This is a genomic window from Niallia sp. FSL W8-1348 (assembly GCF_038006745.1).
Taxonomy (GTDB): Bacteria; Bacillota; Bacilli; order Bacillales; family Cytobacillaceae; genus Niallia; species Niallia alba.
In genome coordinates, this window is record NZ_JBBOVV010000001.1 from 3527926 (window position 1) to 3544213 (window position 16288).

The 16288-nt window shown below is 34.6% G+C and carries 9 protein-coding genes, 1 other RNA gene and 1 pseudogene; 10 read left to right on the forward strand and 1 reads right to left on the reverse strand.

Translation table 11 applies throughout. The annotated features are described in order from the left end of the window. Positions 1–44 precede the first annotated feature (44 nt). From rnr to ssrA, 3 genes are all read left to right on the forward strand, one after another. Positions 45–2336 carry a ribonuclease R gene (rnr, locus tag NST60_RS16620; protein ID WP_407939869.1) on the forward strand — a complete coding sequence of 764 codons (2292 nt, stop codon included), beginning with the start codon at positions 45–47 and terminating at the stop codon, positions 2334–2336. A gap of 116 nt (positions 2337–2452) precedes the next feature. Then, positions 2453–2920: an SsrA-binding protein SmpB gene (smpB, locus tag NST60_RS16625; RefSeq protein ID WP_016203855.1), complete on the forward strand. Its 468-nt coding sequence runs from the start codon at positions 2453–2455 to the stop codon at positions 2918–2920. 167 nt (positions 2921–3087) lie between these two features. Further along, positions 3088–3423, forward strand: a transfer-messenger RNA (tmRNA) gene (gene ssrA / locus NST60_RS16630). 520 nt (positions 3424–3943) lie between these two features. On the opposite strand, the pseudogene NST60_RS16635 reads toward ssrA, so the two are convergent. Beyond that, positions 3944–4233 (reverse strand): annotated as a pseudogene (locus tag NST60_RS16635) (transposase); the annotation flags it as partial. A gap of 345 nt (positions 4234–4578) precedes the next feature. On the opposite strand from NST60_RS16635, the gene NST60_RS16640 reads away from it, so the two are divergent. The 7 genes from NST60_RS16640 to NST60_RS16670 all read left to right on the forward strand — a co-directional run bounded on the left by NST60_RS16640 (position 4579) and on the right by NST60_RS16670 (position 16273). After that, positions 4579–6126, forward strand: coding sequence for an ABC transporter substrate-binding protein (locus tag NST60_RS16640; RefSeq protein WP_016203854.1), 1548 nt, complete (start codon positions 4579–4581; stop codon positions 6124–6126). A gap of 138 nt (positions 6127–6264) precedes the next feature. Then, positions 6265–9288: an extracellular solute-binding protein gene (locus NST60_RS16645; protein ID WP_341099498.1), complete on the forward strand. Its 3024-nt coding sequence runs from the start codon at positions 6265–6267 to the stop codon at positions 9286–9288. Next, positions 9266–10228: a carbohydrate ABC transporter permease gene (locus NST60_RS16650; RefSeq protein WP_016203852.1), complete on the forward strand. Its 963-nt coding sequence runs from the start codon at positions 9266–9268 to the stop codon at positions 10226–10228. Before NST60_RS16645 ends, NST60_RS16650 begins: the two co-directional genes overlap by 23 nt. Before the next feature lie 19 nt (positions 10229–10247). Continuing rightward, positions 10248–11126: a carbohydrate ABC transporter permease gene (locus NST60_RS16655; protein WP_236681264.1), complete on the forward strand. Its 879-nt coding sequence runs from the start codon at positions 10248–10250 to the stop codon at positions 11124–11126. A gap of 1 nt (position 11127) precedes the next feature. Then, positions 11128–13152 carry a YIP1 family protein gene (locus NST60_RS16660; protein WP_101729259.1) on the forward strand — a complete coding sequence of 675 codons (2025 nt, stop codon included), beginning with the start codon at positions 11128–11130 and terminating at the stop codon, positions 13150–13152. Further along, complete coding sequence (locus tag NST60_RS16665; RefSeq protein WP_016203848.1) at positions 13146–15416, forward strand: DUF5696 domain-containing protein; 2271 nt, start codon at positions 13146–13148, stop codon at positions 15414–15416. Before NST60_RS16660 ends, NST60_RS16665 begins: the two co-directional genes overlap by 7 nt. Next, positions 15413–16273 (forward strand): carbohydrate ABC transporter permease, encoded by an 861-nt coding sequence (locus NST60_RS16670; RefSeq protein ID WP_016203847.1) that lies wholly within the window; start codon positions 15413–15415, stop codon positions 16271–16273. The genes NST60_RS16665 and NST60_RS16670 overlap by 4 nt, the downstream gene beginning before the upstream one ends. The last annotated feature ends 15 nt before the right edge of the window (positions 16274–16288 follow it).

Below are 16288 nucleotides of genomic sequence, written 5' to 3' on the forward strand. Positions count from 1 at the left end.
TGGAAGATATAATTAAGGAAAATGTCGAGAAGCTATTAACTTATATGAAAGATGAAGCATATAAACCACTAACCGTGCAAGAGCTAGAAGAAGCTTTCGGAATAGAGGATTCTTCTCACTTTAAAGATTTTGTCAAGGCACTTGTACAGATGGAAGAGAAGGGGCTAGTTGTTCGGACAAGAAGCAATCGCTATGGACTTCCAGAGAAGATGAACCTTATTCGGGGGAAATTAGCTGGTCATGCAAAAGGATTTGCTTTTGTTATTCCTGAAGAACAAGGCATGGATGACATTTTTATCCCGCCAAATGAAGTTAAAACTGCGTTAAATGGTGATATTGTATTAGCACGTGTCACTTCTGAAAGCTCTGGACAAAGAAGAGAAGGAACGATTGTACGAATTATTGAAAGAGGCGTACAGCAAATTGTTGGTACATATTCAGAGAGCAAGCATTTTGGCTTTGTAATACCAGATGATAAAAAAATCGCGACTGATATTTTTATCCCAAAAGGAAGTACAAAAGGTGCTATTGAAGGCCATAAAGTAGTGGTTAAATTAACTTCTTATCCAGAAGGCAGAAAAAATGCAGAAGGGGAAGTTGTTAAAATACTAGGACATAAAAATGATCCAGGTGTTGATATATTATCGGTAATACATAAGCATGGATTACCACTTGCTTTTCCTGATAATGTATTAGAGCAAGCAAACAGCGCGCCAGATACCATTGATGAAAAAGAAATTGCTAATAGACGTGATTTACGCAATGAAACGATTGTTACCATTGATGGTGCAGATGCTAAAGATTTGGATGATGCTGTTACCGTTACTCTTTTAGAAAATGGTAATTATAAACTAGGGGTTCATATCGCTGATGTTTCCTACTATGTAACAGAAAATTCCCCTATTGATGTAGAAGCAGAGGAAAGAGGTACGAGTGTTTATTTAGTAGATCGTGTAATTCCCATGATTCCTCATCGTTTATCTAATGGGATTTGCTCTTTAAATCCAAAAGTGGATCGTTTAACGCTGTCTTGTGAAATGGAAATTGCGCCAGATGGTGAAGTTGTGAATCACGAAATTTTTCAAAGTGTTATTAAAACAACAGAACGCATGACTTATGCAGATGTAAATTCGATTTTACATGATAAGGATGAAGCATTGAGAGAGAAGTATGAACCCCTTGTACCAATGTTTGAGCGCATGGAAGGGCTAGCAGCAATCCTTCGTAAAAAACGTATGACTCGTGGTGCAATTGATTTTGACTTTAAGGAATCAAAAGTAATTGTCGATGAAGATGGGAAGCCTCAGGATGTTATTTTAAGAGAACGTTCTGTTGCTGAAAAATTAATTGAAGAGTTTATGCTTGTAGCTAATGAAACAGTTGCTGAACATTTCCACTGGATGCAGGTTCCTTTTATTTACCGTATTCACGAAGATCCAAAAGAAGAAAAGCTAAGAAGATTTTTCGAGTTTATTACAAACTTTGGTTATATCGTGAAAGGTACAGCGAATTCTGTTCATCCAAGAGCGTTACAAGAAATAATTGAAGCAGTACAGGGAACACCTGAAGAGATGGTTATTTCAACTGTCATGCTGCGTTCCATGCAACAGGCGAAATACTATCCTGAAAGTCTAGGCCACTTTGGTTTATCAACCGAATTTTATACGCACTTTACTTCACCTATCAGACGGTACCCAGATTTAATCGTACATCGTCTAATACGTACGTATTTAATTGAGGGAGATGTTAGTTCGGCGATACAAGAAAAATGGAATAGCCGCTTAACCGAAATTGCAGAGCACTCTTCTAATATGGAAAGAAGATCAGTAGAAGCAGAGCGTGAAACAGATGAATTGAAGAAATCAGAGTACATGCTTGATAAAATTGGCGAAGAATACGATGGTATTATTAGCTCTGTTACGAATTTTGGAATGTTCGTAGAACTTACCAATACGATTGAAGGACTAGTCCATGTAAGCTATATGACAGATGACTACTATCGTTATGATGAACGTCATTTTGCCATGATTGGTGAGAGAACAGGGAAGGTCTTCCGCATAGGAGACGAAATTACTGTTCGAGTCGTAAATGTAAATAAAGATGAACGTGCCATCGACTTTGAAATTGTCGGCATGAAAGGAACACGCCGCAGAGATCCGAAGAAAGATGGCAAGGTATTCTCCACGGGCAGTGTCTCTCGTGCACCACGTAAAGGTAAATCAGACAAAGATGCTGATCGAAAAGGTAAATCAGGAGAATCCAGACGAAAAGGAAAGAATGATAGAAAACACTTTGAGAATGCACCAAAAGCAAAGAGAAAGAAAAAGAAACGTTAATAAAATAGATACATGATTGTATGGGGATTCTTTAGAATAAGGAAACCCCATGCAGGGGATGTTTGAACATTAGCGGTTCTTTTGTTAAAATTATTGGCAGAGTAGGGGGAAGAGATATGCCAAAAGGTGAAGGGAAATTAGTTGCTCAAAATAAAAAAGCAAATCATGATTATTTTATTGAAGAGACTTATGAGGCAGGGATTGTTCTACAAGGAACAGAAATTAAAGCAATTCGTGCTGGAAGAGTAAACTTAAAAGAATCGTATGCGCGTATTATTAATGGAGAAGTCTTCTTGCTTGGTATGCATATTAGTCCATATGAACAAGGAAATCGCTATAATCATGATCCATTAAGAACAAGAAAGCTTTTATTACATCGCAAACAAATTAATAAGTTAATCGGGGATACAAAAGAAGCGGGCTATGCTTTAGTTCCACTGAAACTGTATTTTAAAAATGGCTATGCAAAGGTTTTGATTGGTCTAGGTAAGGGTAAAAAGAACTATGACAAGCGTGAAACTTTAAAACGTAAAGAAGCAAATCGCAGTATTGAACGTGCTTTACGTGAAAGGCAAAAAATGTAATCCAAAACTTTACAATTGAAATACGCTCCAGTTATGTTATAATAATTTATGTCGATAAGACAACATAACTTTAAGCTCCTATTTCAGAGCTTCCGAAACGTTAAGCTTAAATGCTAAGAATCTTGTAATGTAACAATTACTTGATTTTATCCTTATAATGGGGACGCTACGGATTCGACAGGGATAGTTCGAGCTTAGGTTGCGAGTCGAGGGGATCGGCCTCGTTAAAACGTCAAAGCCTATAACTGGCAAACAACAAAACAACTTCGCTTTAGCTGCTTAATAGCGCTTAGCGGTTCCTCCCTCCATCGCCCATGTGGTAGGGTCAGGGACTCACTTTAAGTGGGCTACGCCGGATTCCACCGTCTGAGGAAGAAGGAAGAGAACAACCAGACTAGCTTATCGGACGCCTGTCAACAGGCAGAAGAATAAGCGAAATACGAATATGTTGACTACACTCGTAGAAGCTTAAGTGCCGATGTTTCTGGACGTGGGTTCGATTAATATTAGTCGCCTTGTGTGGTAACATGCAAGTGAAAATTTGGCTTTATCGGTGAAACCTAAGTCACATAGATTGTGATAAGGCAATGCCGAGCGGTATGTGAAGTAATTCAACAGCCGTGTATCGACTTATAGGCTGCCAAGGAACTTGGTAGTACTAGGATACGAAATGCTACTTTTAAGTAAATTTATATTTCGTATAAGACGCCAAAGGACCTAACTAAATATTACAGGTTCAAGATATAGTCAGTGCCATGACGAAAGCATGGAATTGCACGTCCCACCGTCTCCACCAAATACATATTTGGTGGTTTTTATTTTGTGTTTTTTGAACCAAAAGTTTGCCACTTTGGCAAGGTTAGGATTCAAAAAACTTTAGGCAAATAATTGCTTCAAAAAGCGAAGTTTTTTCTAGGAACTGTAGATTATACTATAGTTCACAGTTTGTAAACAAAAGGGAATCAGAATGTTTTCATTCTGATTCCCTTTTGTTATTCTAGTTTTTTCGTTACTTTATTGTATTTAGCATATTTCTGGACTGTACCAAGTCCAGTTTGCCATTTTCTTTAGGTTCATGGTGTATCGCCAGCATAGACAATTTTTTAAGTCCCCTTAAAGTTGTCCATCGCATGCCTTGCTCTTCTTTTGCAGCTGGGAAAACACGTTTAATTGTTTCTTTCGCTTGGCGTAAATCTCTTTATATCTTGTCTATGACGAAGATGATCTGCTTCCTCCACATACTTTTCCCATACATGTCTTTGTATGAGTTTTTGGTGGTTTTGACTTTATGCACATTGAGATAAGAAAGGACATATTTCTTGTGTTATGTGGATATTAAAGGAAATATCTCGTTGAAAAGGTGTCTTATATCTCTATTCAACAGTTTATATTAAGTAAACGTTTTCTTTTATAAAAAAAAATAAAAAATGAAGATAAATAATCCACTATTTCTAAAAATGTTAACGGTTTCAAAAAGATTAGTTATATAAGAAAATGGTTTTGTAACAGATAGAATAGATAAAAGGGGGAAAAGAAAGAAGTTATTTATCGCTACGCAGCAAGTTTACGTAAACGTTTACCTCGTGATGAATGACCATTTTTTCTGATTTTTTACTGTTACAAAAGAATCATTAAACTCATTATTGTGGAGGGTCACTATGAAAAAAAGATTGTGTTTATTCTTATCATTATTAATTGTATTTTCACTTCTATTATCTGCATGCTCTAATGATACAAAAACAGATGAATCTGAAAAAGAGAAAAATGATTACGCTGGTATTGTTGGAATTGATGAAGATGAAAACGGAGTTCCAGATTGGCAAGAAAAAGAAATTGAATTAGTTTATGCAAATAATTTTTATGGGGAAAATGATGAAACAAATCCAATGGTTCTTAATATCAAAAAGTTCATGGAAAAATATCCTAACATAACGGTAACAAGAGATCGTCAATTTACAGGAGAGATGGATGATTTCGAAAAAATGGAAGTATTAACAGCTAGAGCATCTGAAGGTACACTTCCAGATGTATTCTATTCCCCGTTAGCTGCAGAAGCCTATGATAGAGAGTTAACATTAGATTTAACTCCTTATATTGAAAGTGATGAAGAGGCAGATTCTATTTCCGATAATGCCAGAAGCTTTATGATGAGTTATGACGGAGAGGAAATATACGGTGTTCCTTGGATGTCTGTTTCTCAATTTCCAGCAATCAATTTAAAGCTATTAAAAGAGAATAATATTTCGATTCCTTCTTATGATTGGACTTATGAGGAGTATGAAAATCTTCGTAGTGAAGTGGCTCAATTAACACCATCTAAACCAATTTTTCCAGGTATTATTGACTTTTCAGAGCTTGGACCACACTATTTCGATAGCATTCCAAATGGGTGGAAAGGATATAATAGCGAAACAGAAAGATGGGATTTTTCTGGTAGTCCGAAATTTGGAGAATGGTTTGAGTTAGTTGCTAAAGAAGGCAAGCAAGGATTGCATTTCTATGATTTAACAGAAGAAGAACGTGTAAGTAAAGTTGGAAACTTAGGTTGGCCATGGGGAGACGGTTTAGAAGCGATTGGAAATGTATGGATGTATGCATTGAGTTCAGATGTTAATGAGCTAGTGAAAAATCGTGAAATGGATATAGATATTTATCCAATGCCACAAGCTCCTGAAGGTGGAAGCACAAGTTTACATGGGTATTATGATACATTAAGCATTTCTAGTTCTTTATCAGATGACCTAGTGAAAGCAGAAGCAGCTTTTCAATTAGTAAAATGGTTATCATTTGGGGAAGAAGGACTTCTGTCTAAATGGAGTTTAATTGACGAATATTCTGGTTTAGAAGAAGATGCTCCGTTACGTGCAGAAGATAGTTTAATGGACTTTATCCAAGGATGGCCAGTTACAACTGATAAGGATGTTTTAGCACAACACCCATTTGTTAAAGGATTCGCTGCAGATAGCCCGTTAGCAATATTCAATTTTGAAGCATTTAAAAGCGAAGAATTTCAACAACAGCTAAGTAATCCAATTCCATTCCCAAGAAATATGCCTGCTGTTGCAAACGCATTCAATAATTTAGATACTTGGACTTTAAAAAATAAAATTAAAGATGAGGGAGTTAGATTTGGCGATATTGCAGCTGAATGGGATGAAACAATGAATGCTTATTTAGATGACTACTTACGCCAATATAATAAATAACAATAGAGTAAAAAGAGAATGTCTGATAAAAACAGTAGCGACAATCTTTTATAAAAATGATCGAGTTGACTACGGATGAAAACGTTTTTAAAAGATGTTCTCTTTTAAAGGAAAATTTGATTGTTAGGTTGGGATCAAATGACATTAAAAAAGAAAATAATACTATTGATCTGCACGCTCCTAATCATAGCTATTTCAGTCGTTATGATAATAGGAAAAGGGAATTTAAAAAAAAGCACGGATGATGAATTAACAAAAATAGAACAAGAAAAAAGCATGGAAGCTATAGAAGCTTATATTAGTGGATTTAAGAGTGAAAGCAATTATTATACGGTGGAGAAGCAATGGCAAACGAAGAAAATTGCCACTCCCAGCAAGAAGTATGAATTAACACCAGAGGAAATGCAAGGTGGAAAACGATTTGATCCATCCCAAAGTGAAGGATATGGAAAAGATGTTATTCGTTTAGAGCCAAAGGATGAACTAACTTTTGATGTTGAAATAGATCAAGAAGGTTTATATGAGTTTTGGTTGGATTATTATATTTTACCAGAAACAAATCTATTAGCAGAAGTATCTATGAAGATTAATGATGAAGTACTATTTAATGAAATGAATAGTTTCAATCTTTCACTAGATTGGCAAACAGAGACACTTGATAAAGGGAGCAAATATGATCGATATGGGGATGAGCTAAGTCCTAAATCGAATATGGTTTTAGAATGGAAGAAAGAAGGGGTACTAGACCTTAATCATTTTGCATATGAACCACTTAAATTTAAATTAAATAAAGGAAAAAATACGATTAAGCTATCTGTAACAGAAGGGTATCTTTTAGTAGGAAATATAGAGATTGCAAATACTACATCTGATACGCCAACTTATGCTGAATATTATTCGGAAAATAAACAGGATAAAACAGATACTAATAAGTTGATTACGATTGAAGCAGAAAATATTTCGAAAAAGAACAAACAAAGCATCCGTCCAAAGTATGTGAGAGATCCACAAATAACGCCATATGATTATAAAAATAGAATATTGAACGTGTTAGATGGTTATTCATTTGGAGATTCTGGAGACCGTGTTCAATATAATTTTGAAGTTGAAGAAAGTGGATATTACAATATTACCTTAAAATACGCTCAAGATACAAATAATGGAATGCCGACCTTTAGAAGAATTGAATTCGATGGAAAAGTACCATTTAAAGAACTAGAACTATATATGTTTTCCTATTCTAGTAGCTGGAAAAATGAATTATTAAAAGATAATGAAGGAACACCTTTCTCCGTTTATTTAGAAAAGGGAGCTCATACGCTGACACTTTCCATTAATCATTCCAATGTAAAAGACATTTATCATGAATTATTGACTACCTTAGAAGCAATTGATTCTGTTTCTAAAGATGTGAAGAAATTAACAGGTGGAATTGTAGATAAAAAAAGAGAGTGGAGAATTGAACGATATATTCCAGAAATTAAAGAGTATTTAATTGGTATATCAGAAAGAATCGAAACTCAAAAGAAAGCACTTCAGGAACGTTATGGAATGGATGATCTTCCAATTATAAGTGAGCTAGAAATTGCTCAGAAAGTGATAAAAGAATTTATTAAGAATCCAGAAGACCTTCCGCATTATATGAATAAATTTATCGAAGATGAAACCTCCGCTTATTCTAGAATAAAAATGATCTTACCAATGCTAGTGTATAATCCAATGCATTTAGATAAGATCTATGTTCATACAGAAGGAGAAAAGATTCCAAAAGCAAATGCAAGGTTATTTACAAGCATCGTAGAGAGTACGAAAGCATTTACTTATTCCTTTTTTAATCCTAGATATAATCAAGAGGATGTAGTTGATGATGAAACCATTGAAGTATGGGTAAATCAATCGAGATTATACGTAGAACTTATGCAGCGAATGATAGATGAGGAATTCACACCAAATACAGGAATTAAAGTGAATCTATCTTTATTACCAGATGAAAATAAAATTATTCTTTCAAATTCCGCAAATAGTACGCCAGATATTGCATTAGGGGTAAGTCATGCGAGACCGTTTGAGCTTGCGTTACGTGGAATTATTGAGGATTTAAGTAAGTATGATGGATTTTACGAGTTAACAGAACAATTTAATCCAAATACGTTTGTCCCTTTTATTTATGATGAAGGGGTATATGCAATTCCGGAAACGCAAGATGTAAAACTGTTATTCTATCGAAAAGATATTTTATCGTTTCTAGGTGAAACACCACCACAAACGTGGGAGGATGTTGTTGGATTAGTGCCGATGCTTCAAAGGTATAATATGAATTTTTATACCCCACTTGGATCCAATAATTCATTCAAAGGATTTGATACAACTACGCCATTTATTTATCAGTTCGGCGGTAGATTATTTAATGAATTTGGAAATCAATCTGTGATCAATAAGGATGGGGCTTATGAAGCTTTTGATTTTATGACTAGTTTATTTACTGTCTACAATATTCCTATCACTACTTCTGAATTTTTCCAAAACTTTAGAAATGGAAAATCACCAGTTGGAATTGGAGACGCCAATACGTATATCCAATTAAAGTATGCTGCACCTGAATTGGCTGGACAATGGGGTGTTATGCCTATACCTGGTGTCGAAGATTCAAAAGGTGTTATCGAGCGATGGGATCCAACTTATGGAAGTACAGGGATCATTTTCAGCGATAGTAAAAAGAAAGAAGAGTCATGGGAATTATTAAAATGGTGGGCGAATGCTGATACGCAAAGTAACTTCTCTTATAATATTCAGTCCATATTAGGAAATCAATTTTTATATTTAACAGCAAATATCGATGGATTTAAGAAAAGTGCTTGGCCATCTGATTCCAAAGGCGAAATATTAGAGCAGTGGAATTGGATTCAAACAACTGGAAAGGTTCCAGGTGATTACATGGTAGAGCGTGAGATTAGTAATGCTTGGAATAAAGTAGTGTTTGATAAGGAAAATCCTCGAATCGCTATTGATCAGGCAGTGAAAATAATTGATAGGGAATTGGAACGTAAATTAACAGAGTTTGGTTATATGGAAAATGGAAAATTAATCAAACCGTATAAGGTTCCAACCATTGAAAATGTAGAAGAGTGGGTGAGAAGGAATGAAAAAGTACAGCAAGAATAAGCTGCCAAACGATGTTAGCGATACAGGAAAAAAGCGTAAAAGGATACATGGCATTTTTAGAAAAATAAAGGACTCTTCCTACTTTTTTATTTTTCCTTATGTCACTTTATTTACACTCCTTATCGTACTACCAGTGGTTGTGGCAGCTGTTTTATCCCTTACGTACTTTAACACAGTACAATCGCCTGAGTTTATCGGTTTCAAAAACTACATTGATTTATTTACAGGAGATACGGTATTCCTACAGAATGCAATCTCCAATATGTTAATTTATTCGATTATTGTTGGACCGCTTGGTTATATATTTGCCTTTTTTCTTGCGTGGCTATTGTCACAGGTTCCTCATCGAATAAGAACCATCTATACAGTTATCATTTATTCCCCATCCATTACAGGCCCTATTATGATGGGGGTTGTATGGAGGGTGCTATTTAGTGGGGACCAGGTAGGTTATATTAACTATTGGTTATTAGAATGGGGACTAATTAAGGAACCACTACAGTTCTTACAGGAACCAAGCTTATTGATGCCTATCATGATCTTTATTGGATTGTGGGGAAGTATGGGAGTTGGTTTTCTTGCGATGCTTGCAGGATTGCTAAATATTGACCGCTCCTTATATGAAGCGGCACATATCGATGGTATTCGTAATCGATGGCAAGAAGTATTCTATATTACGATTCCTTCCATGAAACCACAAATGCTATTTGGAGCAGTAATGGCGATTATCGGAACCTTTAATGCTTCTGGATTAGCAGCGACATTAAGTGGGGGAACCCCTCCACCACAATATGCTGGTTGGTTAGTTGTAGACCATGCAAATGATTTTGGTTTTACACGATACGAGATGGGGTATGCTTCAGCCATTACGGTTGTTCTTTTAATTATCGTCGTATTGTTCAATAAGATAAGCTATAAATTATTTGCAGAAAAAGATTGAAAGTAATTTCTTAAGTGAGGTGAGTGCTTTGGCAAGCTCCATAAAGTTTAATCCAAAGAAATTTCATAAGGATCAGTGGAAGTTCCATCTAACGTTAACTATATTATCCATATTTATGGGACTCCCTATTCTTTTTATTATAAACCATGCTTTTAAACCATTTACCGAACTATTTGCGTATCCACCTCGGTTTTTTGTAAGACAACCGACGTTTGAAAACTTTAAGCTATTGTTTAATTTTTCAGCAGAGTCTGGTATTCCGTTGTCAAGATATGTATTTAATAGTTTATTTACAACTATTTTAGTTATCCTTTTTACTTTACTAATTAGCTCTTTGGCAGCATTTGCTTTGTCGAAAATGGAGTTTAAAGGGAAAAAGGCATTGGATAAAATAAACACACTAGCTTTAATGTTTGTACCAGTGGCTGTAGCTATTCCAAGGTTCTTTATTATTGTAAATATCGGTATCTTTAATACGTATTGGGCACATATTATTCCATTGCTTGCGATGCCAATAGGAATCTTTTTATTGAAACAATTTATGGATCAAGTACCGAATGAATTGTTAGAAGCGGCAAAAATGGACGGGGCAAGTAATCTACGAATCTACTGGAGCGTTCTTCTTCCTTTAGTAAAACCAGCACTTGTAACGGTTGCAATCTTAACATTCCAAGCAAGCTGGGGGAATTCGGAAGGCTCTTCTCTATTTATGGATAAGGAGTCCATTAGAACGCTTCCATTCTATTTAGACACATTAGTAGCGCAATCTGGAAATATTGTTGCTGGCGCGGGATTATCTGCTGTAGCAGGGTTAATTATGTTTTTACCAAATTTACTGTTATTTATCTTTTTACAAAATAAAGTCATGAACTCCATGGCTCATACGGGGATTAAGTAATATGAGAAGGATATGGAAACTTACAATCATCATGCTTAGTAGTGTGTTTATCTTATTTTCCAGCAATACATCCGTATTTGCCCAATCCCCTTATTACACCTATACGAGTGACCATAATGGGAAGTTAATTGATACACAGACTGCTTATAATCCTGTGCAGCAGCTTGGCGTTATTAATGGCGAGCGATTAAAAACGGCAGAACATGCCTTTGTTGATGAAGAAGATTATATCTATATAACAGATAGTACACTAAATAAAGTATTTATATTAGATAAAGAATTACAATTTGTTAGAGAACTAACAAGTGAAAAGTTCTCTGCTATAAAAAGTACTTTTGTTACAGAAAATGAAATATATGTTGTGGACAGCTTTGAGAGCAAAATTTATGTGTTCGATAAAGTCACACATGAGTTAGTGAAAGAAATAGGGGAGCCTGATTCTCCTATATTTAAAGAAGGCTATAAATTTAGTCCAACGCATATTGCTGTAGATATTCGAGGTAATATGTACGTAAGAAATAATGAATCGGTTAACGGATTACTGATGTTAAATAGAGAAGGGGAGTTTATCACCTTTTTCGGGGCAAATCCTTTAAAGGTCCCATTATTGGATCAAATTCGTTCATTCTTTTTGACGAAAAAACAAGAAAAGAAATTAGAAAAGGTTTTTCCTGATGTTCCAAGTAATATTGCCATAGATGCAAAAGGGTTCCTTTATACAGTAACCTCTTCTGTTGAAAAGAATCCAATTAAGAAGTTTAATGTTTCTGGAACAAACTATTTCCCAGATAAAATGATTGGTACATTTGGAATGGAAAGTATCTTTGTTAGTAAGAACAATAATGTGTATGCAGTAAGTTCGGATGGGTGGATTTTTGAGTACAATTCAGAAGGAGATCTTTTGTTCTTATTTGGAGGAAAGGATTTTAGTTCTAGTAGATTCGGATTGTTAAATCGTCCAGTTAGTATTGCAGCAACTTCTACGGATGAATTGATTGTAATCGACCAAGGACAAAATCTTATTCAAACATACGCACCAACAAAGTTTGCAGATTCTGTTCATGAAGCAATGAATGCATACCAGGATGGAGAATACACAAACAGTAAAGATTTATGGGCCTATACATTAAAGTATAATTCTATCTTTGATAATGCTCATATTGGTTTAGGCGATGCATATCTTCGTGAAGGAGAATACCAAAAGGCTTATGAGGAATACAATGATGCCAATGATACAACAGGCATATCAGAAGCATTTTGGGAAATAAGACAAGAATGGTTTCAACAGCATTTACAAACTATTTTCCAACTGCTACTTGTAACCTTATTAGTTTGGCTCACAAATAAGTACTTGAATAAAAAATACCGCTATTTAGAGAAATTTGCTCAAAAATGGAACAGTCTCAAAAGATTCAAAATGGTGGATGATTTTCTATACATCTTCTCTTTTCTAAAAAGACCATTGGATGGTTTCTATGAAATTCATCGGGAGAAAAGAGTGGCTAAACGATCATCAACGCTTCTATTTATTCTTTGTGTAGGAGTATACCTTTTATACTATAAATATACTAATTTACTTTTTGTACCAGTAAATGAATATATTCTTTATGAATTAATGATTGTTGTATTTCTGTTCATCCTATGGCTAGTATCAAGCTATTTAGTAGCTACCATTAGTGATGGAGAAGGAAGTTTTTCTAGTGTATATAATGGTACCGCATACGTCCTAAGTCCGCTTATTCTTGTAGTTCCGATTGTAGTACTAGTAAGCAATGGACTGACTTTAGAACAAATTGTATTCTTTAAGCTTCCACTACAGGCTATGTTTGTTTGGATAGCTTTTATGCTCTTCTTTATGATAAAGGATATTCATAACTATCATGTGGGAGAAACATTTAGCGTGATTGTTAAAAGTGTATTCACTATGCTGATCATTGGATTGTTCTTATTTGTTCTATATTCAGTAGGTAATCAATTAATCAGCTTCTTGTTTGATGTGGTTACGGAGGTAAGTAAACGATGGTAAAAAAAAGAGGCATTTATGTTGTAAGCACTCTATTGCTTGTAGCAGTAGTTATTGGTCTAATCTATTGGGTGAACTCAAAAGATGTTGCTTATGGAATAGAAGTGGAAAAAGATCATTTTGAACAAATTACAGTAAATGATGAATTTATATCCTCCAAGTTTCAGTATGAGGAAACAACGATTCCATCTTCCTTTAAAAAGGTAGCAGAGAATGAACAATTAGAGCTTTATTTAGAAGAAGAAACGATTGCTATTGCAGTGAAACAAAAAAGTAATGGCTACGTTTGGTATTCTTATGATCTACAAGAAAATGTAGGAGAAAAAGAAGATAGCCAAGAAATTAAAAACTATATTCAATCAGGTATCTCCTTGATTACGTATGATAAATTTACACCTAATAGAAAAACGGCATTAGATAATAATGTAGAGAAATCGTATGAAATACTTGAAAACGGTTTTAAGAGTACTATTGACTTTACCACATTAAAAATAAAATTTGATTTATTTGTTACCGTTCAAGGTGGGGATTTGTTAGTACATGTACCAAGAGAAAGTATTGATGAATACAATCCAAATTTATGGAAGGCTGGAAACAATGATATTTCTTTAAGCGAAATGATTGTTTATCCGTTTTTTGGAAGTGTTCGTGAGAAAGAAGATGGCTATATAGTTGTTCCAGATGGATCTGGTGCCATTATTCGTTTAGATGAAAAGCCTAAATATAAGGGAGCATATTCTGCACCGGTTTTTGGTAAAGACACGGGGTATGAAAACATTGGAAAGTTAAGTGAAAAAAAACTATCTGTTAAGCAGTTGGAAAAAGTAAGCTTACCAGTATATGGAGTTGTACATGAAGTCGATAAGACGGGAGTTCTAGTTATAGCAGAGAGTGGAGATAGCTATGCTACTTATAACTATGAATCAAAGGATTCCACGACTCCGTTTTATCAATCTTATTTTTCCTATAATTATCGAACAACTTATGCTCAATTCCAAAGTCGGGTAAATGAAGAGCAGCATGTACTAGGATTTCAAAAAGACCCAAATTCTTTTGATTTAGTCCAACGATATGTATTTGTTGATGACTCTCAAGCCAATTATGTTGGAATTGCGAAAAAATATAGACAATTTTTAGAGAAAAAAGATGGGTTAAGTAAAAGTGTTTCTACCTCGTTTGAGAAGATCCCTATGAAAATTGATTTTATTACAAACGAAATGAGATTAGGAACATTAGGTTTAGAGACGATTCCAACAACGACGTATAAACAATCAGAAGAGATTACGAAAGACTTAATCGATAAAGGAATGGATAATTTATCGATTACGTATAAAAGCTATTTAGATAAATATAATAGCTATCGCTTTGATGTATTAGGGAAGCTTGGAGGAAAAAGAGATTTTCAATCTGCAATAGAATTCTTTAAAGAAAATAAAATTTCATTTCAATACTATTTGGATTATGCACAATCTTATTATGAAAAAACAAAGTTTACAGCTAGTAAAATGAACAGGCAGGATTTTTCAGTCTATAACACAAGTAAAAATCTATTAAACTTTATGAACAATCCTAAATATTATCAGAGTTTTGCTGAAAACGACTTAAAACAATTCAATAAATATGATATTCAATCTGTTGCTTTAGATGGGATGGGTGGAAATATATTTACTCATTATGACAAAGGAAAGATTGGAAGTAGTACAGAGGGATTGGAGTACTCGAAGCAGCTTCTTACTTATTTGCAAGAAAATAATGTGCAAACAAGTGTGTATGCTCCAGATGCCTACCTTTACAAATATATCGATAAATATTATGATGCACCAATTTATTCCTCTGAATTAATGGTAACTGACTCGACGATTCCATTTGTTTCGTTAGTATTGAGCGGGTATAAAGAGATGTATTCACCATATTTAAATTTTTCATCTAATGATCGAGATGAAGCGTTAAAATTAATCGAATTTGGTATTTATCCGTCCTATGTACTGACTGGAGAATCTACCTATTACTTAAAGGAAACCGCTTCAAGCAATATTTATGTTTCGCAAATGGAGCATATTGGTGAACGTATGAACGAATCGTATGATTTAATTAACAAAGCTTTAAAAGAAACGATTGGCAGTGAAATGATTAATCATATGATCATTGATAAAGGAATTGTCAAAGCTACGTACAGCAATAGTGTAGAGATTATCATCAATTATAATACAATCGATTATCAGCTTGACGGAGTGGAAATTAAAGCTAAAGGGTTCGTGATTCTATGAAACTAAGTATGAAACAAAAAAAAGCATTTACAGGTGTGCTATTTATTAGTCCATGGATAATAGGATTTTTGGCATTTGTTGCATATCCATTATATAGAACGATTTATATGAGCTTTTTTAATGTGATGTTTGGAAATAAAACTGGATGGAGCTACAAATGGGTAGGGTTGGAGAATTATAAAAGGATTTTATTTGAAGAAATTGATTTTGTAGTTGCTGCCCAAAACTTCTTTATTAGTACATTAATATATGTTCCGATTATTATTGCACTATCAGTTATTATTGCCATGCTACTGAATCAAAACATTAAAGGAAAATCTTTTTTCCGCCTGCTCTTCTTCTTACCAATTATTATATTGAGTGGGGAAATGATGGAGAATATGAGCACGTATGGAGGTATGTCCTTTTCGTCAAATCCATTGATTTTAGATGCTATCTCTATCGTCATTCCATCGGCAAGTTTAGTAAAGCTCATCGTCTCGACCTTTGAGTTAATTGTCCAATTATTATGGTACAGTGCAGTTCCAGTCCTTATCTTTCTAGCTTCCTTGCAGAAAATTAGCAAAGATATGTATGAAGCTGCGTCTATTGATGGGGCATCTAAATGGGTAGCCTTTTGGAAGATTACCTTGCCGACCATCTACCCTTTAGTTAGTTTATGTGTGGTTTTCTTAGTAGTTTTCCTAGCTAATTTTGATACAAATCCTATTAATGGAATTATATTAGAATCGAAATATGATGGTTCAAGAAGAGATGGATATGCATCCGCACTTTCCATTCTTTATACCTTTGTTCAAATAGCTCTAATCGGGATTCTATATTTTGGCACACGGAGTAAAAAGAAAGAGGCGAGGTGAGTAAAGTGGGGAGTA

Coding starts and splice junctions, on each gene's coding strand:
- rnr (WP_407939869.1), top strand. CDS start 45: ATGAAAGATGAAGCATATAAACCACTAACCGTGCAAGAGCTAGAAGAA.
- smpB (WP_016203855.1), top strand. CDS start 2,453: ATGCCAAAAGGTGAAGGGAAATTAGTTGCTCAAAATAAAAAAGCAAAT.
- NST60_RS16640 (WP_016203854.1), top strand. CDS start 4,579: ATGAAAAAAAGATTGTGTTTATTCTTATCATTATTAATTGTATTTTCA.
- NST60_RS16645 (WP_341099498.1), top strand. CDS start 6,265: ATGACATTAAAAAAGAAAATAATACTATTGATCTGCACGCTCCTAATC.
- NST60_RS16650 (WP_016203852.1), top strand. CDS start 9,266: ATGAAAAAGTACAGCAAGAATAAGCTGCCAAACGATGTTAGCGATACA.
- NST60_RS16660 (WP_101729259.1), top strand. CDS start 11,128: ATGAGAAGGATATGGAAACTTACAATCATCATGCTTAGTAGTGTGTTT.
- NST60_RS16665 (WP_016203848.1), top strand. CDS start 13,146: ATGGTAAAAAAAAGAGGCATTTATGTTGTAAGCACTCTATTGCTTGTA.
- NST60_RS16670 (WP_016203847.1), top strand. CDS start 15,413: ATGAAACTAAGTATGAAACAAAAAAAAGCATTTACAGGTGTGCTATTT.